The organism is Paenibacillus sp. TSA_86.1 (assembly GCF_052691815.1).
Map to the genome: position 1 here is coordinate 61,348 of NZ_JBQZGE010000009.1, position 26,990 is coordinate 88,337.

19 protein-coding genes and 1 pseudogene are annotated in these 26,990 nt (G+C 44.3%); 18 read left to right on the forward strand and 2 right to left on the reverse strand.

From position 1 onward, the window contains the following. Positions 1–38: 38 nt before the first annotated feature. A complete protein-coding gene (locus ACUTVW_RS17675) occupies positions 39–974 on the reverse strand; it encodes a ketopantoate reductase family protein (protein ID WP_445646998.1) in 936 nt (311 codons plus the stop codon). A gap of 162 nt (positions 975–1,136) precedes the next feature. Between ACUTVW_RS17675 and ACUTVW_RS17680 the strand changes: the two genes are divergently transcribed. After that, positions 1,137–1,712 carry a TetR/AcrR family transcriptional regulator gene (locus tag ACUTVW_RS17680; protein WP_445646999.1) on the forward strand — a complete coding sequence of 192 codons (576 nt, stop codon included), beginning with the start codon at positions 1,137–1,139 and terminating at the stop codon, positions 1,710–1,712. 582 nt (positions 1,713–2,294) lie between these two features. Here ACUTVW_RS17680 and ACUTVW_RS17685 read toward each other — a convergent pair. Further along, positions 2,295–2,470: pseudogene (locus ACUTVW_RS17685) on the reverse strand (IS256 family transposase); the annotation flags it as partial. Between the two features lie 232 nt (positions 2,471–2,702). Between ACUTVW_RS17685 and ACUTVW_RS17690 the strand changes: the two are divergent. The 17 genes from ACUTVW_RS17690 to ACUTVW_RS17770 all read left to right on the forward strand — a co-directional run bounded on the left by ACUTVW_RS17690 (position 2,703) and on the right by ACUTVW_RS17770 (position 26,865). Then, positions 2,703–2,942, forward strand: coding sequence for a phosphopantetheine-binding protein (locus ACUTVW_RS17690; RefSeq protein ID WP_445647000.1), 240 nt, complete (start codon positions 2,703–2,705; stop codon positions 2,940–2,942). Next, positions 2,939–4,432 carry a class I adenylate-forming enzyme family protein gene (locus ACUTVW_RS17695; RefSeq protein WP_445647001.1) on the forward strand — a complete coding sequence of 498 codons (1,494 nt, stop codon included), beginning with the start codon at positions 2,939–2,941 and terminating at the stop codon, positions 4,430–4,432. The genes ACUTVW_RS17690 and ACUTVW_RS17695 overlap by 4 nt, the downstream gene beginning before the upstream one ends. A 49-nt stretch (positions 4,433–4,481) precedes the next feature. Then, positions 4,482–5,537: a hypothetical protein gene (locus ACUTVW_RS17700; protein WP_445647002.1), complete on the forward strand. Its 1,056-nt coding sequence runs from the start codon at positions 4,482–4,484 to the stop codon at positions 5,535–5,537. A 526-nt stretch (positions 5,538–6,063) separates the two neighbouring features. After that, entirely contained in the window at positions 6,064–6,993 is a 930-nt protein-coding gene (locus ACUTVW_RS17705) for an NAD-dependent epimerase/dehydratase family protein (protein WP_445647087.1), read from the forward strand. Between the two features lie 13 nt (positions 6,994–7,006). After that, entirely contained in the window at positions 7,007–7,258 is a 252-nt protein-coding gene (locus ACUTVW_RS17710) for an acyl carrier protein (protein WP_445647003.1), read from the forward strand. Beyond that, a complete protein-coding gene (locus ACUTVW_RS17715) occupies positions 7,255–8,613 on the forward strand; it encodes a hypothetical protein (protein WP_445647004.1) in 1,359 nt (452 codons plus the stop codon). The genes ACUTVW_RS17710 and ACUTVW_RS17715 overlap by 4 nt, the downstream gene beginning before the upstream one ends. 44 nt (positions 8,614–8,657) lie before the next feature. After that, positions 8,658–9,773 (forward strand): UDP-glucuronosyltransferase, encoded by a 1,116-nt coding sequence (locus ACUTVW_RS17720; protein WP_445647005.1) that lies wholly within the window; start codon positions 8,658–8,660, stop codon positions 9,771–9,773. Between the two features lie 27 nt (positions 9,774–9,800). Beyond that, entirely contained in the window at positions 9,801–10,895 is a 1,095-nt protein-coding gene (locus ACUTVW_RS17725) for an SPASM domain-containing protein (protein WP_445647006.1), read from the forward strand. Between the two features lie 42 nt (positions 10,896–10,937). Then, positions 10,938–12,116 (forward strand): radical SAM protein, encoded by a 1,179-nt coding sequence (locus tag ACUTVW_RS17730; protein ID WP_445647007.1) that lies wholly within the window; start codon positions 10,938–10,940, stop codon positions 12,114–12,116. Between the two features lie 32 nt (positions 12,117–12,148). Beyond that, positions 12,149–13,153 (forward strand): ABC transporter ATP-binding protein, encoded by a 1,005-nt coding sequence (locus tag ACUTVW_RS17735; RefSeq protein WP_445647008.1) that lies wholly within the window; start codon positions 12,149–12,151, stop codon positions 13,151–13,153. Then, positions 13,131–13,940 carry an ABC transporter permease gene (locus ACUTVW_RS17740; RefSeq protein ID WP_445647009.1) on the forward strand — a complete coding sequence of 270 codons (810 nt, stop codon included), beginning with the start codon at positions 13,131–13,133 and terminating at the stop codon, positions 13,938–13,940. The genes ACUTVW_RS17735 and ACUTVW_RS17740 overlap by 23 nt, the downstream gene beginning before the upstream one ends. Positions 13,941–13,944: 4 nt before the next feature. After that, positions 13,945–14,757: an ABC transporter permease gene (locus ACUTVW_RS17745; RefSeq protein ID WP_445647010.1), complete on the forward strand. Its 813-nt coding sequence runs from the start codon at positions 13,945–13,947 to the stop codon at positions 14,755–14,757. Between the two features lie 38 nt (positions 14,758–14,795). After that, the gene (locus ACUTVW_RS17750) at positions 14,796–15,644 is read left to right on the forward strand and encodes an FkbM family methyltransferase (RefSeq protein WP_445647011.1); all 849 of its coding nucleotides are present in this window, start codon (positions 14,796–14,798) and stop codon (positions 15,642–15,644) included. Between the two features lie 5 nt (positions 15,645–15,649). Beyond that, on the forward strand, positions 15,650–16,603 hold the full coding sequence (locus ACUTVW_RS17755; protein WP_445647012.1) for a class I SAM-dependent methyltransferase: 954 nt from the start codon (positions 15,650–15,652) through the stop codon (positions 16,601–16,603). 110 nt (positions 16,604–16,713) lie between these two features. After that, a complete protein-coding gene (locus ACUTVW_RS17760) occupies positions 16,714–17,748 on the forward strand; it encodes a hypothetical protein (RefSeq protein ID WP_445647013.1) in 1,035 nt (344 codons plus the stop codon). 1,432 nt (positions 17,749–19,180) lie between these two features. Further along, positions 19,181–19,882: a CPCC family cysteine-rich protein gene (locus ACUTVW_RS17765; RefSeq protein ID WP_445647014.1), complete on the forward strand. Its 702-nt coding sequence runs from the start codon at positions 19,181–19,183 to the stop codon at positions 19,880–19,882. A gap of 530 nt (positions 19,883–20,412) precedes the next feature. Continuing rightward, complete coding sequence (locus tag ACUTVW_RS17770) at positions 20,413–26,865, forward strand: InlB B-repeat-containing protein (RefSeq protein WP_445647015.1); 6,453 nt, start codon at positions 20,413–20,415, stop codon at positions 26,863–26,865. Positions 26,866–26,990: the final 125 nt, after the last annotated feature.

Sequence of the window (26,990 nt, forward strand, 5' to 3'; positions counted from 1 at the left end):
CACAAAGCAGTGGTTGTGGCTTCTGTTCGTCGGGTGAATCAGTTTCCAATAACGTTTTGTGGCTCATTATTTTCCCAAGCTGCAGTAAGACGTGGTAAAGGTATACCCAATTTTTTTGCTTCTTTCACAACTTCAAGTGCCGAAAAACCTGCTTTAGTATTGTTGTATTCAATGAAAAGTCGTGGTAAGCTGCCCTTTGCAAAAATAACCTTGTTAAAAAGCATACTGAGAAGTGGGGGTGGAATCTTAGTCAGCAGCAGAGAAATTATATCAATTTTAGCACCTCTTGCTTTAAGTACAGGTGCAATTTCCCTCATATTCTTCCCTACATTGGCGAATGAGTCCTGATGATTCAAGAGTGCTGGAAAACTTCCCAGTCTCAACACCTCGGCTTCTACAGCCGCATTCATGGCAAAGTGATTCCATAGCCAGTTTTGCATATCCTTTATCCAACTAATTCTAAGATGGGCACTTTCAAATAGTTCCTTGACCTTGTTGTTAATATGTTCAGTGCCTGCCCGTGGTTTTTCAAGAAATAGCCTTTTCAAAAAGCCGCCTCTAAGCCTATTGTCAGCAATGCCGCCGCCGGCCTCTGGGAACCCAAAGACAACATTGTTCATAGACAAAGGTGAGATCGATGATTTCAAATCTTGCCAAATGTTATTGAAAATGAGGACAGGGGTGTTTCCAGCAACAGTCGATAGAAATTGTGCTGCTTTTGGAAGTTGTTCCGTGGTTACACTTACAATAATAAGATCATAATTTGAGCGTATCTCCTCATGCAGGTTGACGTTCCAGTTTTCTTGTATTAGCTGTTTCCCTCTTCGTGCATCCCACATTTCAAGCTCTATATGGCTTCCGAAGGTTTCTTTTCTCCCTTTTCTAACGTAAAACTCTACTGTATGCCCTGCCTTTTCAAAAGCCCAAGCATATTGGGTCGATATTACACCTCTACCGAAAAATAAAATTCGCATATTATCTCCTGTAAATATTTATTTTTTGACTCCTTGTTATTAATCCAACAACATGTTGTATGATGTTATTGTATGAATTCTTTATATGGTCATCAACCATCAGATTTTTAATATCTGTCGTATGATTGGATGAACAGATTGCACAGAAAATGGAGGCGAATCATGCATAAGCAACCTGAAATTACGGACAAAACAAGGCAGTCATTTGTAAATGTATTCTGCGATTTATATAGCCGGAAACCAATCGAAAAAATCTCCATTCAAGAGATCGCTAACCAATCAGGATATAACCGCAGTACATTTTATCAATACTTTACAGATATATATGATTTGTTGGACTGTGTTGAAGAACGTATTTTAAATTCCATTAACGAGGAAATGGCAGGCAGAGAGTTTTCTACACATACTTTCCAAGATGCACTTCAGTGCTTGGAAAATGCAGAGGAAATTTCAATTCTGAAAGCTCTCTTGGGTGACTATGGCTCTGTGCATTTTGTGGAACGCCTGAAAAGAGAAATTCCCTTTGAACAATTGATTGTGGATTATCCATCAGATGATGCTTTAGCACCATATATCATTGAGTTTTACATATCAACATTAATATCTATGTTTCGCATTTGGATACGCAACGGCAAAGATCTATCGTCAGAAGAATTGGTCGGACTGATTGATAGCCTATTTGCAAATGGGATAACGCCATATCATATTTTTGGATCGGTCAATCCGCGGCACCAATGAATCGAATAAAAAAAAGGGGACGAGAAGAATGAAAAAGAGAATGTAGGACTTGCTACAATAGAATTCCTGATAATAGAGGATGTTTTGCATATCTGCCTTGCGATTGTACTATAATATTCAAATTTCTGGATAGATGGAGAATAATTCGTATTTTCTGTACATGGATCGTTGATTTGAAACGGCGATAACAGCAGATCAATCAATATATGCGGCGATGAGAAAGCCTTATTCTGCGCGTTTTTTTGCTACTATGACAGAAACCTGATATTATCTCTTAATCTAGGTTAAGACTTGTTATATCAGCCTGAGAATTTCACGAATATCCTTATGTAAGCACAGTTACACAAAAGAAAAAGCCGTCCCTGCTGAAACAGGAAACGGCTTGTTGCCTCTGTTGACGTAGGAAGCGACTCGTAAAACCCTCTGTGTATCTCCTTGGCTTCAACGTGCTTTTCAAAATTGTTGACAATTGTCATATATGTAATTATATTAAATATATCAGGCACTTGGTGCTGTAAAACTACTAATGTAAACGCTATCCTAGTAAAGCTTTACGCAATATAGTTCGATCTCGTCGAGGAATCAAATGGAGAGATGATGGGGGACGTAGTCCCAGTTTTGTACACGCCCTGTCCATTTACGAGTGACATTCCTCGTAGTTTTGTAAAGCATTTTCAGCAACGCTTCATTGCTTGGGAAAATGCTTTTTTTCTTTAGGCTTTGCGATGTTGACGATGGTAACCCTCAAGTATTTCCGTCGCTCTACACTTCGCGTCAAGCTTTGTATGTCCTGCACCGTGTCATATTCCGCCTCCAGCATGAATTGCAGCATCTCTGCAAACAAACTCTGTAAACAACTCTTTCAGTGCAAATTCACCTTGTCCATTGTTATGAATGTATTCTTCTTCACAATCACTTTCATTTGCTCATCACATATACGATCCTCTTTGATCAGCCTTTTTCTAAAGATTATCTAACGGGGGAAACATGATGTCTAAATCAATAGAATTGATCTTGAAAGATGAAATTTTTGCTGAACTGGACATCGAGTATCCAGAAGACTACGATACCCGTTTGTTGGACCAAGGGATCGATTCAGTAGGCTTCATCAAGCTGATTGTTTTAGTGGAATCGAAGTTTAACATCTCGATCCCTGATGAAGATCTGTTATTTGAGAATTTCTCCACGGCTGGATTAATCCTTAATTATTTGACTGAGAAAACGCTATGATGACTATCATTCAGCGTCTATTTCTGGAGGCCTCTGATCGCCAAGATCATATTATCCTTGAAGATCTAAAGCAGCAATGGACTTACGCAGAGATGATGACAGAAGCTTACTTGATTGCTTCATATATACACAAGAATTTTGAGTTTGAGTCCGGAAGTCATCTTGCATTATACACAAATAATGAGTCCTTGTTCATTTTTGCGGCGCTTGGCATTCAATTCTGCGGTTATGTGCTAGTACCGGTTCCTTATTCGGCATCCAATACTGAAATTGAAAATATTTTAAGTGCCAGTGACGCCAAATTGGTTATCAGCAAATCTGCACAGCCTGCGCATTTAAATTGCGACATTCCTTGGGTTACCGCTCAGGATTTATCGCAAGAACCCATACCTTCGTTCGAATCGATCTCGTTAACCAATCAGTCCGATCCCAATCAATGTGCGATTCTCCTTCCTACATCGGGCACAACCGGAAAATCTAAAATCGTTATGTTATCCCATTGGAATGTATTAACGAATGCGTTGGCACATGGCGGAAAGGTGGGGTATACGGATCAAGATTCGTTTCTGGTAACGATGCCCGTTCATTTCAGTTCTACGATTGTCACGCAATTGATTTCTTGCATGTTATATGGAACCCGAATTAAACTTATCAACTTGCCCTTGCTGCCGCGCACAGCGTTTAAACTGTTTCAGAATAAAGCGGTCACGGCATTCTCAGCGGTGCCTACGCAATTGATGCACTTTGTTTCCGATTTCCATCAGACCAAGAACGGGAGTGCCTTTGATTCCATTGAATTTATTGTAATTAGCGGTGCGGCGATTCCCGCGAAATTAGGCGACCAGCTTCAGACTGTATTTCCTCACGCGGACATTATTCAAACTTATGGATTGACCGAAGCTTCTCCGCGAGTGAGCATGATGGAACGGGGAGAGCGCGGCTTATCCTGTGGATCACCCATCAATGACGTTTCTATTCGTCTTGTTGACGAAGAAGAGAAAGAGGTTGAAGGAGAAGCGATTGGGGAAATTTGGGTCAAGGGCCCGAATGTGATGCTCGGTTATTACAAAAACCCGGAGTTAACGAACGCTACCATTGTTGAGGGTTGGTTAAAGACAGGAGATTTGGGATATTGGAATGAATCAGGGTGTCTTATACTCACAGGCCGAAAGAAGAATATCATTATATCCGGCGGCATCAATATCTATCCGGAAGAAATCGAGGAATTTTTGTACGGCTTGAAAGAAGTGGAGGAGGTCATGGTTGTTGGTGTACAAGATGATCTGTTAGGCGAAATACCCATCGCATTTCTGAAAGTTTTTAATGAATGCCTGCTTGATATAGATGCACTGACACGACATTGCAACTTGCATTTGTCATCGTATAAAGTGCCTAGACAATGGAGGATTATCGATAACATTCCAAAAACAAAAACAGGAAAGCTGGACAGGGCAAGTACGAAGCGCTTATTGCTAAATGAGATATACTGATTCGGAATCCTTAAGCCTTTTAACCAAATAACCAGGGGTGAACGAAAAGTTGAAAAATTCAACTCAAACATTAGGCAGAGAAATATTGCCGGTCAGTTATCCAATGATTACAACCTATACGCAGCATGCTCATCTCTTGTCCATACTTACCCATTACGAGTGCGCACACCCATGGATATATAGCAATTATATCCAATTATTTATTAACAAAGATTATAAGCACCATTGGGGAGATTTTTATTTCCCTCTGACTTATGAGCTGCGGCCTTCGGATGCGTGCAAATGGATTACTACTCAAAAGATACATAGAGATACGGTAACAACTAAATGGGACTCTGTTATTCATTTTATTATAGAAAATATTAATGCTACTAACTATGTGCACACGATGATCAATTATTTCTACGTGCCCCTAAGCGATCGCTACAATAAACTTCAATTGCATCATGACATATTTGTTTACGGCTATGATGTGGATAGAGAGATATTGTATGTTTCCGATTTTTTCAAGAACGGCGTGTATAGTCAGGCTGAGATATCATTTACTGATTTCAATCTTGCGTTCGAAATGAATCATCTAACAACGAATCATGATTATCTAAAAGAAATGGTTTATCTGTATACATTCAATGATCAATATCAGGATAAATTCAATGCAGATACCCTGGTGAATTCTATAAGGAATTATTTCACTAACCAAACGCCGGAGTATTGGGAGATGTTCAACTATGGGGGCGACAGGGATAATCTTGACTTCGGCATGCAAATATATACAACTCTATTAAATTATGCGAAAGAGACAACGGAACATAAGGCTATGCTTGATATAAGACCCTTTCATTTACTTTATGATCATAAGAAGATAATGACGCTAAGACTCAAGTACTTGTACGATAATCGGCATTTAATTGAACTAACTCAAGAGCATATAGATGAATTCACAGCCATTGAACTTAAAGCAAAGATACTTGTGAATCTAGCGATTAAATATAATTTGACAAGGGATACAAGTATTTCCGAAAACTTACAAACGTTGATTACGAATATAGAAAATGAAGAATCCATATTCCTTGAACAATGGCTGAAGAAGGTAGGCATTCAGTAATGTTGAGGCGGCAGATGATGTCAGATATGGATATCTTTTCCTTTCACCCGAATAGAAGCCTTAGCCCGAAGCACGTGGTGATCAGGGCATATTTATGGAGGGAGTGATGCCGGGATTATAATCGTTGCGATACAGCGTATTGAGTAATCCAAACCGCTACTCTTGTCTTAAAGATTCCGTTTGCTGACAGCCTATTGCCTTCTTGTCTTTCAGGCGATCCACTCACCTCAAGAATCTCTCCTGGTATTTGATCCGACATCTTGTGATTCATGCATAGACGCGTACCTGTATAGTTTGGGAGCAACCCACCGTTCATATAATGGTTTAATACCTATAATTTGTTAGGTAAGATATATGAATTTATTGGGTGCTGAACGCATGTTTTTTAAATAATATATGTATATGAATATAGAAATTGGTTATTTTGTGATTTTCGATCTTTAATTATCTAATCATCAAGATGGAACAGCGATTGAATTAATAGTGGTTTCACAAACCTTAAGTAAAGGGGGGGATCATAATAATCATTGTATTAACAGGAGTCGCAGGCTTCATCGGTTCCAACCTTGCCGAGAGGCTGCTGCGGGAAGGCCATACCGTTATCGGCGTCGATAATTTTCTTACCGGGTCTACTGTCAATATAGACAATCTCTTACGGTCGCCAAATTTCAGGTTTATTGAGCATGATGTCATTTATCCGCTCGCAATTGAAGGCCCTGTCGATTGGGTGATGCATTTTGCCAGTCCTGCCAGTCCGCCCAAATATTTGTCCTATCCGATCGAAACGATGAGGGTCAACAGCGAAGGGACGATGCATCTACTGTATCTGGCCAAAGAAAAGCAGGCTGCTTTCTTCTTGGCTTCAACAAGCGAAATCTACGGTAACCCAACGGTTCACCCTCAGCCGGAGAGCTACTATGGCAACGTGAATTCGGTTGGAGCAAGAAGCTGCTACAACGAAGCGAAGCGGTATGCAGAGGCGATCACCTACTGGATGAACAGGAAATACGGTATACCGGTAAGGGTCATTCGGATCTTCAATACATTCGGTCCGAAGATGGATTTAAATGACGGACGCGTCATTACCAATTTCATTAATGAAATCATGTCCAAGCAAAATCTTACGATTTATGGTGACGGCAGACAGACGAGAAGCTTTCAGTATATCGACGATTTACTGGAAGGGATTGTAAGACTGCTGAGTACCACGTATGAACAGCCAGTCAATTTGGGGAATCCGGAGGAAGTCACCATACTTGAAGTCGCCCAAATATTGAAGGAGCTAATGAAGTCCAACGCGCAGTTAGAGTTTCTCCCGCTGCCGGAAGACGATCCAAGGAGAAGGAAGCCGGATATTACCATTTCAAGGACGATCATGGACTGGGAACCGGCGATCAGTTTGCATGATGCACTCGCTAGAACGATCCATTATTACCAGGGTCAATATATCCATTAAACGGGAGGTACCTATGCAAGAACAGATCATAGCGATGATAAGCGAAGTCAAGGACGAAGCCCAGCTGGAAGTCAGCTTGAACGGGCATTCCAACATCATGGAAGACGGGGGATTGGACTCTTTACAGCTAATTACTTTCTTATTGAAGGTGGAGGAGCGCTTTGGCATTGAAATTGATTTCGAACAATTCGAATTCGATTGCATGGAATCGGTAACCGTCTTCTGCAATTATATCTCGGAGCTGCAGAAGACAACGCCTGTATGAACGATAGACGCAAGTTCGAGCTCATTATCGGGACATTTGATGCGGAACGCTTCTGGCGCGACCCTAATCTAGCCAAGCTGCCGTCGTTTCACGATCCTGAAATGGAGAATATCGTGATGGCCATGGATGAGCTACTCTTCCCATTTTGCGAGGCGCAGGATAGGCTCATTACCCGATATCGAATGAATGCTTCTCATAAAGCGTATTTGCATGAGATCGGATTCAAATTTCTGTCCAATTCAACCGATCTTGAGAGTCCTGATGGAGGAAGCGTAGGCAGAACCGCCAATATATTCGACCTGCTCACCTCAACGGATCATTGGGGTGGCATGGATCCAGACTGGCTGAACGGCGCCCGGTTGTCGCCCTTTGCGGTCATTCCGGGGGCGGACCGTGCTGCTGCGCGTTTCGGTCTGGAACAGGATTGTCCAGCTGTCGATACGGTTCAGACGGTCAACTCTAAGCTGTATTCAACCGAATTGAACCGTCGCTTTGAGCTTCAATGTGACAGCCAGACGGTCTATTCCCACGAAGAGCTGCTCTCAAGCGGCTTGGCTCTGCTGAATCAAGGCCCCTTTTTGATCAAAGATGAGTTTGGGGTATCCGGGAAAGGAAATTTGCTGATCGAGTCGGAAGCGATTTTGCAGCGAGTCACATCTTATGTCGCCGATCAGTGCAGCAAGGGAAAAACGGTTCGGTTTATTATTGAGCCGTTTCTCCGCAAGGAATTGGATTTTTCTTGCCAATTCCACATCGATCCCGACGGTACGTACCGACATATCTCAGTGCAGCAGGTGGTCAATCACAATTTCGCTTACCAAGGTTCCTATACAGCAGACGACAGGTTGCTTCATATGCTGCAGGAAGCGAAGTATTTTGATGTAATGAAACGGGCGGCTCGCGAGCTTTACCGGTCGGGTTATCACGGCGACGTATGCGTCGATTCGATGCTGTTGACAGACGGCCGCATCGTTCCGATTGTTGAGGTGAATGCAAGAAGATCGATGAGTCTGATCAAGCATTACGTTGACCGCTACCTGAAGAAGCATGATACGGCCGGTAACATGACGCATGCGAATTTACAGTTTGCTTGCGATGTATCTTTCGATCAATTGCTGGAATCGCTGGACCGCGAGGGTATTCTATATAAGCCTGATCGAGGGTTCGGTATTTTACCGTTAAGCGCGAATACGCTCCTTATTAACAAAGTCGTCAGCGAGTGCAAGGGGATCCGGAATAAGCAGGTGAAGGGCAGATTGTATTATTCGCTGATCGAAGGGACAGGGGATAACGAACGATTGTCCGCGAAGCTTAAGGAGGTTCTGTTGTCGTTATCCTTCAAGATCGCCCGCTGATGCATTCCGAAGTGCTTGAAACCATGGATGGAGGTAGAGAGTTAATGGGGAAACGGAAAGTAACGATTCTATGCTCGGGTTTCGGTCTGGGATTCTATATTCCCGGCCTGTTAGCTGCAAGTGATTTCGAGAAAAGGGATATCGCGACGGAAGTACTCGTGTTCGAAAGCTATTTAGAGCTTGACAAGAGGGAGCATATTGCAGACAGCAGGACGGCTTACCACAATAATTTCGCACTTGCCAATTTTTCGGCCCGAATGCCGATGGATATCCGGGGTAGTATAGATTACGCCCAGGTCGAGCTGTTGCTGGAGGCGTGGAAAGCGGAAGAACGCTACGAATTCATATCGTTATCCGGACACTGGGTCTATATTTTGGATTTGTATAGGGAGAAGATGCTGCCGAATCCAATTCATGTAGACCTGCTCTATGTCGATTCAGATCTGGCCCCGTCCTGGAAGAGCCTGAAGAAGTTTCATCCCCGGTATGACGAACATTATTACAATGCTTGTCTCTATGACACCGATAAGATGGCGATTCGATGCGAAATCCCGGTTCTTTCTGGTACGCCACTGCCCTTCGAATCAAGGAAGCGGCGGCTTGTTGTTCATGGCGGCGGCTGGGGGATGGGCACTTATCAAAGTACAATTCCAGAGCTTGCCGGCCATAACTATGGGCTTGATATTGTAGCTTACGACTGGAAGGAAGCGAAGCCCGATCCCGATCACCGATATTGGATGAACGATCCGGAATGGTGTTCTTGGGTGAAGAGCGCGAACGGGCTGCACGAATTTCCGCCATATATTGAAATAGCGGGAGAAGATACGAATTCATACACCGCTGAGGCTGATCATCATTGGTTATTTGACGTCGCTTCCGAGGCGATGGCTATCGTGGCCAAGCCGGGAGCGGGCACATTGATCGACTCGCTTGCATCCGAAACCCCTCTTATTCTTCTGGAGCCGTTCGGCAGTCATGAGCTTAGCAATCTGGAATTGTGGGAGTCGCTTGGATTCGGAATACGCTACGAGAAGTGGCGAGAGATGGATTTTTCTGTAGATATCCTTAAGGAGATGCATCAAGCTATCGTAAACAGACCTGGTGAACGGACGAATTATGTGGATCACTATTGTTCAAGGGTTGCGTTAACGAAGAGGTAAGACTTCAATGGCAGAAGGGGTTATGCGATGAGCTTAAATCAATTGAGTGTTGCCAAGGATAAGGATACGGTAAGCTATCCGAGATGGATTGTCTTGCAGTTGCTAGAGGAGTGCAATTTGCGATGCAAGATGTGTTATGAATGGGGACTCGAAGGGCCCTACAAAAGCAAAAAAACATTAGCGCAGCTGGACCCGGAGCTGATCAAAAAGATCATCATCGAATGCAGCCCAGGCAAGCCGTATTACGATTTCTTCGGCGGCGAGCCGCTGATGTACCCTTGGCTGAGCGACATTCTCGCTATGATCAATCATTATGGAAGCATAGCGGACTTCCCCACGAACGGCACACTGCTTGAGAAGCATGCCGAGATGTTAGTCGAGACTCCGCCTAATAAGATCTGGGTGTCGCTCGACGGCCCTGAGGAAACCAACGACAGGCAGAGGGGCAGAGGCGTATTCAAGAAAGTAATCAAAGGAATCGAGAAGCTCTATGAGCTCCGGCAAAGCAAAGGCAAGCAATTTCCGAAGATGGGTGTATCCTTTATCATTACACCCTTGACCTATATGTACGTCGAGGAATTTTTCTTTAAGCATATCGACTTGTCGATGTTGGACCATATCAGCATGGAAGTGCAGCTCTATGCCACCGAAGAGCAGTATGCCCAATATGTGGAGGTTCTTCGTGAGGAATTTGGTGTGCATGAAGCTCCGTATGCCAAGGGGATGGTCTGGAAAGACATCAGTTCGTTCAGCCAGATCGATATTCCCGAATTGACGAGACAGCTCAATAATGTTAAAGATTATTGCTTGAAAAACAGTATCGATGTGATTACCTATCCGAAGACGATAGATGAAGTGAATTTGCACAACTATTTCTCGGGGCAATTTCATCAGATGGCTGATAAACGTAATCGGTGCTCCCTTCCATGGACTTATGCGGAGATTACGGCAAGGGGCGACGTTTCGCCCTGCCATGCCTTCTATGATTTGACCTTCGGCAACGTGAACGAAGAGAGTTTGCTGGATATCTGGAGTAGTGAAAAATATAAAGATTATCGCGCGTATATGAAAAAAAATATGCTTCCGATTTGTACGGCTTGTTCAAGGTATTATATCTATTGATTCATGTGAATAACCTAATAAGTTTAAGAAGGGTGTGTTGATATGAATCCAAAATCAGAGATTAAACATTCCCCAAAGGATTTGCAAATATTGAAACGTACGATCAAGAATACGGTGGAAACCAAGCGGAACATGGAGAAAATAGCGGGTTACGCGACACCGTTGCCAGAGTCGGTCGGGATTAAACTGACGAACCAATGCAACTTGCGCTGCAAACATTGCTATCAATGGAACGACACCGGCTACCATCACTTCATGACACCGGAGCAGCAACGCGAACAACTCGACTACGGGCTGCTGGAGAAGCTGATCCTTGAGACGGAACCAGCCAAGTCGAGACTCTATATCTGGGGCGGCGAGCCGCTGGTATACAGCCATTTCGACCGTTTGGCCGATTTGCTTGAAGCCCATCCTCGTGAGACGACGATCTGCACGAACGCGGTGCTGATCGAGCGAAAGCTGGATGCCTTGCTGAGAATCTCCGACAACCTGGAGCTGCTCATTGCGCTTGATGGATTCAAAGAAGAGAATGATGCGCTTCGCGGCAAAGGGGTATTCGGCAAGGCGATAGATGCGATCCGGAAGCTGGTCGAGCTGCGCAGGGAAAACCGGTTCAGGGGCAAAATTACGATCCATACCGTCGTTAACGATGGTATGACTGACAAGCTTTACGATCTGCTGGACTTTCTGGAGGGCGTCGGTGTAGATATGGTCATGGTCTGCTTCCCGTGGTACATCTCGGACGAATGCACGCAGGGAATGGACAATTACTTTGACGAGAAGTTCGACTTCCTTCCGGCGAGCGAGCACAGGGGCGAACGAAGCTGGCACGCCTTTAACTACAAGCTCGATCCGGAGCGTATCCCTGCTTTGATGAGCGAGTTGGACCGGGTGAATAATCGGGTCTGGAAAATGCGTTTACGCTACCAGCCGAATCTGGATCATGACCAGATTGAAGATTTCGTGCTCGGCAAAGAGGTGAGGGGTAAAGGCACGATGAACAAGAAGTGCCTGGCTCTCTCGAACCGGATGGACATTACGCCCGATGGAACAATTATCGCATGCAAATTTTTCAAGGAGTTCGAGATCGGCAAATTACATGATACGTCTGTACAGGAATTATGGCATAGCATGACCTACAGAAGGATAAGGGAAATGATGGACGAACGACTGACACCGGCTTGTTCCAAGTGCAGTGTTTTGCATTTGCACGGTGTATAACGATTCTAAATTCACATAAATGAGGTGCACAAGTGAGTATTATCCAGATGGAGGGGTTATCCAAAAGCTTCAAGTATTACGAGAAAGAACTGGGGCTCAAAAAATCGCTCAAAAATTTAGTGAGGCGGAAATCACTGATCAAAGACGCGGTTAGCGAAATATCACTTGTAATCGAGCAGGGTGAGATGGTCGGATTTTTAGGCCCGAACGGTTCCGGCAAAACGACTACGCTTAAGATGCTGTCCGGCATCTTATATCCGACCAGCGGGCAAGCGACGGTATTAGGCTATGTCCCTTGGGAACGAAAAAAAGAATTCAAGATGCAGTTCTCAATCGTGATGGGGCAGAAATCACAGTTGTGGTGGGATTTACCGGCGAACGAATCGTTGTACTTGAACAAATGCATTTATGAGGTTGAGGATAAGCCCTACAACCTTGTTCTGGGTGAGCTTACGGAGATGCTTGACGTTAAAGATCTGCTTAATATTCAGGTGCGGAGACTCTCGCTGGGGGAACGGATGAAGATGGAACTTATTGCGTCGCTCATTCACCGGCCTAAGGTGATTTTCCTGGATGAGCCTACAATCGGACTTGATCTGATCTCGCAGAAACGCATTCGGGAGTTTCTGAAAGATTATAACGAGCAGACGAAGGCAACGGTCATTCTAACAAGCCACTACATGGCGGATATTGAGGATCTATGCAAACGAGCAATTATCATCAATCAAGGGAAGATCGTATACGACGGCGATCTTCGGCGTGTGAACGAACTGTTGCATGCCAAAAAGATTATCAAGCTGCAATTTACGGACGAAGTGCCGAGGCAAGCGCTAAGCGAATATGGCACGATTACTCAACATGACGGCATGAATGCCGTCATGGAAATCGATAAGCATGACCTCCAGCGGCTTTCCAAAATGATACTGGACCGGTTCCCGATCCTCGATTTCACCGTTGAAGATATACCTGTGGAGCGAGGCATCGAAAGCTTATATCAGAAAGATGGAGGCAGACATGAAAGCCTTGCAGAAGTATAAAAGGACGTACATCCTTGCGCTTCAGAACGCGATGGAGTACCGGACCGATTTCCTGATGGGCATTATCAGCGGCGGCTTTATCATACTCGTCCAATGCTTCCTCTGGACAGCTGTGTTCCGCAGTTCGCCGCAAGAGATTATTAACGGCTATACGTATTCACAGATCATCATTTATTCCGTGTTGTCCGGCGTCGTCTCCAAGCTGGTTTCTGCCGGCTTCGAAGGGGAGATCGCGAATGACATCAAGACGGGCGGATTAAGCAAATTTATCGCTCAGCCCATTCATTATTTCAGTTATCGGATATGCAGTTTCTTCGGTGAGAAAACGGTTCAGACCGGGGTCGTCCTTGTCTTATTCGTCATACTGATGACCGTGTTTATTCAGATTTGGGGGTTTCCGCTTAGAGTGGGGCAGATCGTTATGTTCCTGGTTAGTATTTTGTTCGGAATGCTCATCAACTTCCTGCTTTTTTATTCGATTAGTGCGCTCGCGTTCATCATTACTGAGGTTTGGGGCGTGTATATCGCGTTCAACCAAGGCGTCTATCTGCTCAGCGGCGCCATCTTTCCGCTTAATATTTTCGGAGATACGTTCGCCACAATCTCCAGCTATTTACCGTTCCAGTATGTCGTATTCTTCCCGGTTAAGATCATCCTCGGGAGCTTGGCGGTTCATGAGATCGTGAGCGGGCTCCTCTTACAGGCCGTTTGGGTAACGGTGCTTTTGGTCATTTCCAAGTTGGCTTGGGATTCCGGGATGAAGAAATATGTAGCCGTTGGAGGTTAGATCTGTGAGTATCCGCTTGAGCGAGATTCGGAAGCACGTACGTATGTTTTTTATTTTCGCAAAGAACAGTTTGGTCGGTTATATGGAATACAAAGCGAATTTCTACTCCGGTTTGATCATGGAGACCGTATTTCTGTTTTCCAAGCTGATCTATGTCATCTTCGTTTTCCAGCTGGGGATCGAAATTAATGGAATTTCTCCGGACCAGATGATGATCTTCACCGGGACCTATACGATTATGATCGCAATCTATACCGGATTGTTTATGGATAACTTTTATAGATTTTCCGGCCATATCCGCAACGGAACGCTGGATTTGTATATGACAAAGCCGCTATCGCTGCAGTTCATGATTTCATTCCGAAACGTTAACTACGCGTTTCCGATTCCGAACCTGATCGCCGGGATCACGATGATCGTAGTGGCTTGGCGGCGGCTTGGCATCGAGCCAAGCTTCATCAACGTGGCCGGATATATCGGCGTGATCTTGAGTAGCACGATCGTGACCTACTCGGTGCTCCTGCTTCCGCAAATTCTTGCTTTCTGGACGGTGAAGTCCGGTTCGATCTTTGATATAATTGACAAATGTTGGGATTTCAACAATATGCCAATGTACATATACCCCAAATGGCTGCAGAGGATAGGACTGTATGTCGTGCCTATCTTGTTTATTACCAACATGCCGTCGGTTTATTTGATCGACCGCTTGGACTTCTTCCTTGGGATATGGATTTTCGTAGCTCCTGTGATATCGCTTCTAGTGGTCAGGCTGTTCTGGAAGCTGGCCGTGAGACACTATGAGAGCGCCAGCAGTTAGAGAAATGCCAAAAACAAATGGTTGGGAGGATGAAGTGGATGAGCAGGATGGAGCACAAGAGTTTTTCGCCGCAGACAGAGGCTACTGCCAAAAAGCGGCTACACAACGGGATAGAAATCTATCAAAACAATGAAGGCGAGACCGAGTTCCTCTACAACGAGATTTTTCAGAAGGAGATGTATTTCAAGCACGGGATTACGCTCCCGGATCATGGCACGGTCATGGACGTTGGGGCTAATATCGGCATGTTCACCCTGTATGTCAGCAGCAAGAGCAACTGCAGGGTATATGCCTTTGAGCCACTGCCTCCGACGTTTAAGCTCTTGGAGATGAATACGAGCTCGCTACATCGCGTAACAACGGTTAACATCGGGCTTTCCAATGAGATTAAGGAAGCGGAGTTTGCCTATTTCCCCACGATGTCCACGGATTCTGTACAGATCAGATACCGGGAGAACCACGATCAGGATCTCCGATACGGGTTAATCAACCATTACCGGGATCATTTCGAAGACCCGCGCATGCTAAACCGATTTGTGGATCAACTGATGTCGCCGAAGCTTCTGAATGAACAAATCTATCGTTGCAAGCTAACTACGATCTCCGAAATGATCCGCTTTTACGATCTGAACCAAATTGATCTGCTCAAAATCGACGTGGAAAAAAGTGAGTTCGAGGTGCTGGAAGGCATAGAGCCGGAAGATTGGGGCAAAATCAGGCAAATTGTAATGGAGGTACACGGGCTGGACGGAGAGCAGATCAGCAGGCTCGAGAACATCTTCCAAACCAACGGCTTCGATGCCGTGATCGATTACTACGAAGATTTGAATATCCCCAATTACTATAATGTGTACGCGTTGAATCAAATGCATACGTCGGCTGGGTGATAGTCATGCTACAGCATCTGCATGCAAGGTTGGTATGTTCCAGTTGTAAGGGCGTGCTGGTCCAGTCGGAGGCATGGCTGCAATGCTGCAGCTGCGATGCGGTATATACGAACGATGACCGTTATGTATCGATGCTCGACCGGCGTGAGCAGTTTGTCCACCCTTCCGAATGGAACCGGAAAGAGGCTGAAATTCGGGATTATAGCGAGCTTTCGGACTCCCTTGCGCTGTCCGGTATAGGCCGATTCGCCACCTTCTTAAATTATGGTTACGTCCCGCACGGGAATGAGCAACATGCGGTGATCGAGCCTGACGATGCATGGAATAGAAACTCGGTCAAGCTGCTGCTGGAGACAGTGGGCAGGACGGTGATTCGAGAACGGCAGGTGATCGATATCGGATGCGGCAGGGGAGGGAACATAGCAGCTCTGTCTAAATATTTCAAGCCCTTGTCTATTGTCGGTCTCGACATCTGCCCGGCGAATATTGCCTATTGCAATGCCAAATCCCGAGGCGGTGAATCTTTGTATCTCGTCGGCGATGCGGAGAATATACCGTTTGCAGACGAGAGCTTCGACGTGGTGTTAAATATAGAATCCGCACATGCCTATCCGAACCGATCACGATTCTATGAAGAGGTGTACCGGATCATGAGAGTTGGGGGCGTATTTCTGTATACGGAGCTGATGCTGGGAGATCAGGTAGCGCAGAACGTCAGGCTGTTAGAGAAAGCAGGCCTGTCTGTAATCCGCAATCAGGATGTGACTGCGAATGTTCTTCTATCATGTGATGAGAGTGCGAAGCAGCGTACTGGCACACAAGGGATTGCGAGCAACGCCAAAGCGAGCACGAATATTGGAGATATTAATGATTTCATCGCATTGCCCGGCTCGAAGAAATATGAAGAGATGAAGGCTGGAACGCGGCAATACCGTATGATGAACCTTGTTAAGAGGTAATATAGCCGTAATATCAACAATAATTTTGGACGTGTCTGAAAACTCTGAAGGCGGTAAAAGATGCACTTCAGTAGGTTTCAAGACACGTCCTAGTATAGGAGAAATATTGTATGGAAGAAATTATTTCCCTGGACACCTTTGAGCCCTTCGACGGCATGACAAAAATGTTTCCTCATCATAATTTTCCTTATTTTAATTGCGGCTACAATTTGATGTTAACACTTTCTAGATATTTCAAAAAAAATGAGTTGCCCATTTTGAATAATGTCATTACTATTTATAGATTTGATAAACAAAAAATAAAAACAAGAGGATATTTCAAGTTAGAGGTATTGGATCTTGAGGAGGGGGATCAGATCCTTGAGGATATGGGGATCTCGATTCGTAAAAAATCCCCTGCACTAGATACGTTACAAGATGAGATCATAAACTCTATTTCTAGTGGTCATCCGATTTCCATATTTATTGATTTATTTTATCAACGCGGGAGAGACTTTTACTATAACAAAAAACATGGACTGCACCCTGTTTTTGTCTATGGCTTCAATCTTACGAACGAGGAAATATATACGGTTGATGATATTACAGAATACAGGCAATATTCTCTGCCCTTTTCAGAATTTAAATGGTCATGCTTGACTTCGGAGCACGTAAAGATGCCAGACTACTTTTGGGAATATGCGCTAGTGCCCCCCGGTAATCATGAGATCTTGAACAATAAGAATTCAGCACACACAACCGTCAATACATTCGTAGAAAATATGTGCAGGTATCAAAATGAAATAACGGAAAGTTTGAATAATATACTGTTGCTCGCAGAAAATTACGAGCTTATTATAAAAAATGAAACGATTATAGAAACACTGAGCAGTACGATTTATAGAAAATGTTCTGAGAAATACAGGTTAAATACGCTCTATAAGTACAACGTTGATCATATCCATGCAAAACATACGCTTGACCCGTTATTGGACCAAATTATTCATGACTGGAAGACAGTAAGGATCTATTCGAATAAAGCCATCATGTCCCAAAAGTTCACTGGGGAAATCATAGACAAGTGCATTGGTTTAATTACAAAAATATATACGAATGAAGTACATTTTAATAATCAATTATTTTTAATGTTAAAGGCTTTCAGGTAAAATCACATCTAATATTGCTAGAAATGAGCCGCATTAACAGGCATACTGTGCATGTGTCTTCTCATCGTATGAAAACCGCCGCGAACAGAGAAGCCGCCGCTGTCTGCATCAACACTTTAAACACAAACGGCAGAGATGCCGTTTTTTTGTTTCTAGTAGGTTTCAATCTCTGTTCTGAGTAGAGTTTTATTGCCTTTAGATAGTAGTATTTTGTCCATTTAAGTGCGTATCACTGATCGTAGAATGTTCCCAAGATTGGATGTATTATATATGTATTTAAAAAGTTATGCTCGAAAGATAAAGGGGTTTGGAAGTTTTTGTTGAATAGTTCTACATGCCTACAAACATTCAATTAGGAGGGAATCAAACGAAGTGCAACGTGATAATAGAACTGTACAATCTAATAGGGCTGTTAGCGGTCAATCTAGGACGACTAGTCCCCAAGCAAACAGTACAAAGAGCGTAAATGCAATTATTTGTCGTAAGTGCAAGTCACAGCAAATTGTAGCCAATAAAAGGGGATACAGTTTTGCAAACATGTTTAAAACACTGGGATGGATGGGGTTATTTCCTCTCATACTAGTGTTAGTCGGTTTTATTGGGACTTATCTTCTTACGATGTATGTGAGAGTTGGTAGTGGTGGAGGTTTTGAAAGCATACTAATGATCATTGGTATTATTTGTTGGATATCCATTAGTTTGTCCTTACCTGTTAGTATATTAGTCGGGTTCGCTGGGAGAAGTGAAATTGTTAACGGCTGTATGAACTGTGGTTTCAAATGGAGACCTGCTAAGAGGAAGTAAACTGTTGAAGGGGCAAGTGTAGATCTACGCGGCCGATGTTGAGCTATAAGGGAGTTACAATACTCTTAGGAAATGCAGCTATTTTGTATAATAAAGTTTTGAGCGGTTCAGAAGCCTGAAGGTGTTCAAATGTTAGTTAGTGGTAGGTTTCTAGTGTCATTAGGGCAATCTTTATACATAGTATGTTAATTTTTGGACGTTTATGAACCGCTAGTTACTGATATTGGTGATATGTAGTTTTATTGAGCATCAGCAAAAATCGTTCAGCAGTGAACCGATATTACTGGTGAAAAATAAGGGCAGCTGATGTCAGCCGCCCCTGATTGAGCACATGCTAATCCTGTAACTTGTATTAAGTGTCCACGCGCGCATATGTATAGTGTAGCCATGTTAGTGAGAAAGATTAAACGAGATGTTATGGTTTCAGAGCCCTTTCAATATGACGGAAGGGCTCTATTTTATATGGGTAATTATGGTGATAGGTGATATATAATAAAAATTGAGTAGTATTAACTTTACGAACTTCAGGAAGATTCAATATAGATATTTGAACGGAACATCAGATACGTTTTTTAATTTTAATGCCAGGCATATTTGGATAGGCGTGAGATGAAAAGGAGTAGCTAATATGAACAGATTTAATTGTCCTTGTTGTGGCTATCCCACACTGAAGGAAAAACGAGGTTGGGAGATTTGTTGTTTATGTGACTGGGAAGACGATGGGCAAGATGATCCGCATGCAGATGAAGTTTGGGGCGGACCCAATCAAGACTACTCACTTGCGGAGGCCCGAGAGAATTTCAAAAAACACTACATCATGTATCGAGATAGAGAAAGAATCTTTAAACAAACGGATCAAGAAGTTCAAACCAAGAAAAGATTAATTCATGCATTTGATAAGCTTATAACCGCAAACAATGAATCTGTTCAACAAATATGGCATGAGATCGACTCCTGTGAAAAGGAACTAGATGATATAGTTCACGAAAGAGTAGAACGTTACAGCAACAACATAGAGAAGAATCAAGAGATTATAAACCTAATCAACTCCGATAACCCTGACACAATCGTAAATGGCTTGTTATCTCTAGCATTTCATGCGGATGATGGAGAGTTTGTAGAAGAACTGATGGTTCGATATACTCAGCATAAAAATGAAAGTATAAGAGGAATAGCCATTCTTTGTTTTGGCCATATCGCAAGAATACATGGAGCAGTGAATAAACAGTTGATTATGCCACTTATCCATGATGCATTAGAAGATGAGAGTTCATTTGTTAGAGGGCATGCTAATTCAGCATTGGATGATATAAACATGTTTGGCAGGTAAGTAACTTGGAGAGGGGCGCTGATCCCTCTTTATTTGTTGGGTAGCTATAGGTCGTTTTTTTGAAAACCTAAGATAGAATCCACTGAAATAGGGCGTAAGGGAGGTGTGTCCTTACGTCGCTATTTTTTTATGGTCTCATATCTCCTCTCTTGCAATCTGCTCGATCATCCATTATTTGGAGATTGAAGCCCCCTCGACATAACGATCCATAATCCTATTACTTCAGATTCTTTGCTGATCCAGATGAAACTTAAAGTTTTCTTTAGAATCCACAAATGTCCCTAGTTAGCATGCTAAAATACGGAAGAAAAAACGACATGATTCGTCAGTGTCGGTGTCGCCATTCGCCTGCGAGCACTCGATCCAGGCAAATTTCAAGAACACCCTGTTCCTACGGTTACAAGTGAAACTAAAGGGAAGCCGTACCATGAAACAACTGGTTCAGCCAGAATAAGCGGGTGTTTATGAAGCTTTTTTCCTTCGGCTGGTCGTTTTTTAGTCTGATCTATACATAGAAGGGATGAATGAAAGTGAAAAAAGCAATAAGACAAGGGTGGAAGGTAAGCTCGCGGATGCTGGTGTGGTTGCTGGTCATTAGCTTGGTCATGACTGCTATTCCTGTATTTCCAGAGCAGTCTGCAGCAGCGGCTGAACTACCGACGCGGGAGACAACAGTCACCCCAGCCGCTAACTTCCAAGATGTGAGTCCAACAGATTGGTTCCACGATGCGGTCATGCAGATGCAGGAGAAGGGGATATTTAGCGGTACGACTGACAGTACCTTTTCGCCAAAAGGAACGATGACTCGCGCCATGTATGTGACGGCGCTCGGGCGGATGGCCGGCGTGGATACAGGGGCGTATACCACTTCGAGCTTTGCTGATGTACAGAAGGGTACTTGGTACGCGCCTTATATCGAATGGGCGGTGAAGAAAGGAATTACCGATGGTACAGGCGCAGGTAATTATTCGCCGGATGCCACCGTATCCCGGGAACAAATGGCAACGATGACGTTGCGTTATTTGGAAAGTGAACAGATTCCGTATCAAACGGGCAATCCAATCAAGACAAAACCCGGCGATCTCGCTAACATTTCGCCTTGGGCAGCAGAAGCGGTTGTGAAGCTATGGCAGGCGGGCGTGTTCACGGGTGACGAAAAAGGCAATTTTAATCCGCGTGTGCAAGCGTCTCGCGCGGAAGCAGCGGTTCTGTTCATGCGGAACAATGAGGTTGTGGAGGCATGGAAAAGTCAGAATCCGTCGACGGTTACCCCGACACCAACGCCGACTCCACAACCAACACCGACGGTGACGCCAAGCCCTGGAAGCATCAATGGTGGCGGTGGTGGAACATCGGGAGGTAGTGGTGAAACGCCTGGAGGCAACAATGGCGGTGGAAGCAGCGATAACAAGACATATACACTTACTTTCGAAAGCAACGGAGGTACGGCAGTTAAAGCGCAGAAGGTTCGCGGCAACGAAAAGCTAACGAACCTGCCTGTTCCGATCAAGGAAGGTTACATCTTCCAAGGCTGGTTTACCGAAAGTGATCTATCGTCCATCTTTGCGGAAGGAAGCACGGTAACTGCCGATACCAAACTGTATGCCAAGTACACAGATAGCGTGGAAAATGCTGTACAGCGCACGCCGAGTTACTCTGTTTTGAATGTCGAGCCGGACTTTACTATCACGCTGCAAGATGCTTCCGGCAGTTTGTCGGCAACGGATGTCAAAGATGGACTGACATTCATTGACACGGCAAATCCCGATTTTGCAGGAGTTAAAGTTACGGGAGACAACGGTCTTTTCACGGTCGCTTCCGCTGCTGCAGACGGCAAGTTTGTTGAAGGTAATACGTATCAGCTGACGTTGACGAATGAGAACTTGTCCTTCCAGGGCAAAGACGTAACCACAAGCATCTATGTGTTTAGTGTTGCCAAGCAAGAAGCCATGAACGTTCCGCTCAATGCGAATATGATCTATCTGGATTTCCAAGAAGTCACGGATATGATGCTGAACGGTGCAGAGGTGGGTTCACCCGCAATTCCAGTAATCACTACAACAGTAGGCGGTAGCGGGAATTCGCTTGGAAAAGCGAATGCAAGCGGAGGTACGTTTAAGTATGACGGCAGTACCACGATTCAGGTTGGTGATACCGTTGCAATCTATCAAGGCATTCGCCCGGATAAGCGTACAGTCAATACGACTGATGCGGATAATGGAGATGTGGCCTACATCCAAATTACAGCAGTGAATGGATCGACCTATACTTACGGACGAGCCAATGCCGATCAAGTGGTGTTCAGACCAGATGTATTGCCGGTTAGCGCAGCGGCGGATACAGACGGTGATCCAGACAACAACTCGATTACAATCAAACACACCGATATGAATTATAGTGACAGCCTGTACAAACCTTTTGGATTAAACGAGCTAACCACTGTGGATGTGGGCGATTTTATCGGATTTTATGAAGGTGAATTCGCCGCAGAAGGTTCCGGGGTTACTCATTATGGGCGCATTATATCAATAACACCTGTAGCAGAGATGGATATTATCACTTATAAGGATATTACGATTAAAGACATCGAGAATGCTTTCAACATCTATCAGAAGCAGGCCATTAGCGGCGATGATCTGTTATCGGACAAACAAATTAAGCAACTTGAAAAGCAGATCGAACAGCAAGCGACCGCCAGTGGATTTGTCAATAAAGCTGCAGATTATCTTTCCAATTTAGCAATGGAAACGGAAGAACTAAAGGGAATCCAGCAGATTAAAGCTCAGTCCTCTTCAGGCAAAGTCAGTATGGTAAGTGTAGAAAATCTGCGAGTTGATGCGTTGTTAGACACACAGTTAAAGCATATTAACGGCCGGAGCTCCGGGGTGAGCGCAACGTTGACGGTGAGTGCCGATATTGTCGTAGTTGCTAATAAAAATAATAATCTCGTTATCCATATGACGGGTGCTTTTGTTCAAGAGATGGGACTGGATCTTGGCATTAACGGCGAGATGCAAGGTCACTGGCTGACAGCTTGGGGGATTCCTTACTGGTACAGCATTGATGATTATGTGGTTACCGCGAATCTCGATACCTATAGCTATACAGGCATTAATATTACTGCAGAGATGGGTTTTGTTGATAGTGATGAGTTAAAAGAGGCAATACGCAATTGGTCGGATGCCAAGAAATCCGGCAAATTGAGTCAAGTACGCAATATCGCAACCGAGATCAAAGCCATCATGGATGGTTCAGATGATGACGACGATTCTCTGGATCAAGAGAAACTGAAGGAACAGTATCAAGAGATGCTGGAAGATGAGATAGAATGGGTAACGCTATTTAAGAAGACTCTCATTGAAAAAAGCAAGCGTGTGGCTTACGGAATCATCGAAGTCAAATTCGAAGCAGAGTTTGTCGTCAGCGCTCAAGTGAATCTATCCATTGGAGCGGATTTCTATTATAAAAGCGCCAAGCGTTACTCGGTGACTTTACGCGTATTAAGTTTCAGCGGATCAAGTAATACGGTAAGCTTACCGGGAGACGGCGACTACCAGTTTACCTTCTATGTCATGGGCACAATAGGCTTGCGGGCCGGTATTCATATGGAGCTCAAAGCAGGGATTGGCAGCGTTGATTGGAATAGCGTCGGGCTCGCCGTCGAACCCGGGGTGTACGTGAATCTATGGGGGTTCTTCTTCTATCAGTTGAAGAATGTGAGCGGGGTGCAGACTAGCAAAACGTTAGGTGCCTTGTTAATCGAAATTGGAATTTATTTGGAAGTCGAAATAGGTGCTCAATTGGGTGATGGGGCGCTTGAAGGTAACCTTCCACTCTATAAGAATACATGGCCGCTATATACAGTGGGCATGCAAGAAAGCATTGAGGACTTTGCCTACCCACAAGATGATGAGCTTGGTTTGATCTTTAGGGGAGGGCCTGGCGGGGCCAGCATTATCGATTTGCCGAAGTCATGGCTCAAGATGAAAGGTTTCGATCTGAAAACAGGTATGGATATTCAGGAAATATTTGATATTTCCCATTTCGATATTCAAGTTAGCGGCGATTTCATCTATAACCCGGAGAAGAAACAGATTAGTGTGAAAGACTGGAGAAGACAATCAAGTACAGGGATGTTGGTAATTACTTGGAAGGAAGCACCTCTATCATTCAAGTCTGCTCCGATCAAGCGTACCATTCCATTAAACTGGATCAAGAATAAAGATGGTGACCTTTCGATCGAATTCAACCCATTGAATGGAGAACCTTCCGAGATCGTAACTGCCGCCTTTAATGAGGTACTCACTGTGAAACACAAAATTCCCGTAAATCCAGGATATACGTTCGATGGATGGTATACAGCTAGAATTGGTGGTGCCAAAGTAGACATCCCGAATCGGATGCCTGCCGGTTTATCTTATCTGTATGCGCATTGGAAGGTGAACACGAATACACCGTATAGAGTTAATTATTATTTGATGGATCCAAATGGTGGTAAATCGCCTACGCTTGCAGATTGGGAAATGCAGTCAGGCACAACGAATGAACTTGCTCGTATCACCTCTGACCGATACAAGGATCGTGGTTATATGGAGGGTACGACACAAGGGATTATTAAGGGAGACGGTTCAACGATTTTGAACGTTTACTTTAAGCCAATCAGTAAGACGGTGACGTTCAACTTAGGTTATGAGGGTGCTTTAGAAAAGCAAATCACCGACTTGATCTATACGAATATCGTGAGTCGAATTCCGGTACCATCAAGACAGGGATATAAGTTTGCAGGATGGTCACCTTATATGCCAACTACGATGCCGACAGAATCTACGACCTTTACGGCAAAGTGGACAGCCAAGGATGATATGCCTTACAAAGTCGTATACCTGAAGCAAGATATTGGACAACCGACGTACACGGTTGCAGATACGGAAACGCATTACGGTACAACGGATACAATGGCAGTGCTGCCTGTCGAATCCATCAAGTCTTACGAAGGATTCACTGTAGACACAGCGTTTCCGGGTACTGTGCTGGAAGCCAACATTGCGGGCAACGGTACAACGATTCTAAGAGTGTACTACAAGCGTAATATGTATAAGCTGACAATGGACTATAAAGATCAAAGCACACCTAAAAAGGTAGTCGACAACGTACCTTATGGATCAACGACTGCAATTCATATTGGTGATCCGATCTGGCAAGGCCATCAATTCAAAGGATGGTCGCCTGTCCCTCAAGCAACGATGCCTGCGCAGGATGTTGAGTATACGGCGAAGTGGGACATCGAACAATACACCGTCAGCTTCAATAGTAATGGCGGAGCGGAGGACATTCTTGATCAAATGTTGGATTATGGCGGAGCGGCAAGTGAACCAGCGCCTCCAACCCGGAAAGATTATACATTCGGAGGTTGGTACAACGACAGTGCGTTGACGAAGCCTTACAATTTTGCGATGCCAGTGGTGAGTCCGACTACGCTGTATGCAAAATGGATGAGCAGTTACACGATTAGCTTCGACAGTAATGAAGGCTCAGTAGTCCCTGACCAGACGGTTTACGGGGGAGAGAAAGCCGTAGCACCAAAATCGCCAACACGAGAGGGATATGTGTTCGGAGGTTGGTTTAGCGATGCAGGCTTGACTAAAGGTTATAATTTCACAACTGAAACAGTAAAAGGTAATATCACACTGTATGCAAAATGGACCATTGCTCAGAAAATGGAGTATCAAGTGCGTTTCTATGATAACGGTGTGATAACGGATCAGCGAGTGAAAGAAGGAGGCGTGGCAGAGGAATTTGCTCCAAAACCAAGAGAAGGGTATACATTCCTGTATTGGAGCCCAAAAGGAGCCGTAAGCCGGGCATATGATTTTACGAAACCGGTCAGTGAGAGCTTCGAATTGCACGCCATGTTTAAAATAAACTCCTTTGAAGTAGATTTCATGAGTGACGGCACGAAGGTGAGCAGTCAATCCGTGAATTATAAAGAAGCGGCAAAGGTTCCTTCAACGCCAACGAAGGAGGATTACGTATTTAAAGGTTGGTATACCGATACGACCTTGACGAACGCATACAACTTCGGAAATCAAGTCGTAAGCCCTATTACGTTGTACGCGAAGTGGGCGCCTATGTTCACGGTAAGCTTCGACAGTAAAGGCGGGTCGGCAGTCAATACCCAGACGATGGAATACAATGCCAAGGCAACGACACCTACTTCCCCGACGCGGACAGGCTATGTATTCAGTGGTTGGTATAGCGATGAAGGTTTAACGGATGCCTACAATTTTGCATCGCCGGTGACGACAAACGTTACGTTGTATGCGAAATGGACATCTTTATTCACAGTAAACTTCGACCTTAAGGGTGGGACACCGGTAGTCGATCCGAAGACGGTGGTGGAAGGAAGTTTAGTTGCAACTCCTGCCGAACCCGTGCGAGAAGGTTATGTGTTTGGTGGTTGGTATAGCGATGAAGGGTTGACCACCGTGTATGATTTTGCAACACCGGTGACGTCAAACATCACGTTGTATGCAAAGTGGAAGGCTCTGTATAGGGTAACTTTCAGAGTTGCTGCTAATGGACCAGAGCAATTAATCAGAAAAACTGTGGCAGAGGGGGATACGGTCACTCCACCTGATGCATCTGAAATCCCATCATACCCTGGATATCTCGTTTACGGGTGGACCAAAAACTCTGTTAATTTACCCTACTACGATTTCTCAACGCCAGTGACGGAAGACTTCTGGATCGCCGTAAAATGGGGGAATGAATACACAGTGACGTTCGAATCAAATGGTGGTTCAGAAGTGAGTACCTACAGCATCAAAGGTACCGATCTAATTGAAGAACCTGAACCTCCAGTACGGTCAGGGTTTGTATTCGACGGTTGGTATAGAAGTCAAACTTTGACCAGTGCCTTTGTTTTCGGGAGTAAACCGACAACACAACATACCAAGTTATATGCTAAGTGGACTGAACTCTAAATGAATTTCAACAGAAACATGAAAAGTTAAATCAAAAGCCGATTGCTCTGAAACTCAGTGCAGTCGGCTTTTTGTGATATTGTAATGATGAATCATGAAGATATATTAGGAGAAAAAACAAAAAA

Bases quoted from the DNA above. Each gene is read 5' to 3' on its own strand.
- ACUTVW_RS17675 (WP_445646998.1), bottom strand. From the start codon at position 974: ATGCGAATTTTATTTTTCGGTAGAGGTGTAATATCGACCCAATATGCT.
- ACUTVW_RS17680 (WP_445646999.1), top strand. From the start codon at position 1,137: ATGCATAAGCAACCTGAAATTACGGACAAAACAAGGCAGTCATTTGTA.
- ACUTVW_RS17690 (WP_445647000.1), top strand. From the start codon at position 2,703: ATGTCTAAATCAATAGAATTGATCTTGAAAGATGAAATTTTTGCTGAA.
- ACUTVW_RS17695 (WP_445647001.1), top strand. From the start codon at position 2,939: ATGATGACTATCATTCAGCGTCTATTTCTGGAGGCCTCTGATCGCCAA.
- ACUTVW_RS17710 (WP_445647003.1), top strand. From the start codon at position 7,007: ATGCAAGAACAGATCATAGCGATGATAAGCGAAGTCAAGGACGAAGCC.
- ACUTVW_RS17715 (WP_445647004.1), top strand. From the start codon at position 7,255: ATGAACGATAGACGCAAGTTCGAGCTCATTATCGGGACATTTGATGCG.
- ACUTVW_RS17720 (WP_445647005.1), top strand. From the start codon at position 8,658: ATGGGGAAACGGAAAGTAACGATTCTATGCTCGGGTTTCGGTCTGGGA.
- ACUTVW_RS17725 (WP_445647006.1), top strand. From the start codon at position 9,801: ATGAGCTTAAATCAATTGAGTGTTGCCAAGGATAAGGATACGGTAAGC.
- ACUTVW_RS17730 (WP_445647007.1), top strand. From the start codon at position 10,938: ATGAATCCAAAATCAGAGATTAAACATTCCCCAAAGGATTTGCAAATA.
- ACUTVW_RS17740 (WP_445647009.1), top strand. From the start codon at position 13,131: ATGAAAGCCTTGCAGAAGTATAAAAGGACGTACATCCTTGCGCTTCAG.
- ACUTVW_RS17750 (WP_445647011.1), top strand. From the start codon at position 14,796: ATGAGCAGGATGGAGCACAAGAGTTTTTCGCCGCAGACAGAGGCTACT.
- ACUTVW_RS17755 (WP_445647012.1), top strand. From the start codon at position 15,650: ATGCTACAGCATCTGCATGCAAGGTTGGTATGTTCCAGTTGTAAGGGC.
- ACUTVW_RS17760 (WP_445647013.1), top strand. From the start codon at position 16,714: ATGGAAGAAATTATTTCCCTGGACACCTTTGAGCCCTTCGACGGCATG.
- ACUTVW_RS17765 (WP_445647014.1), top strand. From the start codon at position 19,181: ATGAACAGATTTAATTGTCCTTGTTGTGGCTATCCCACACTGAAGGAA.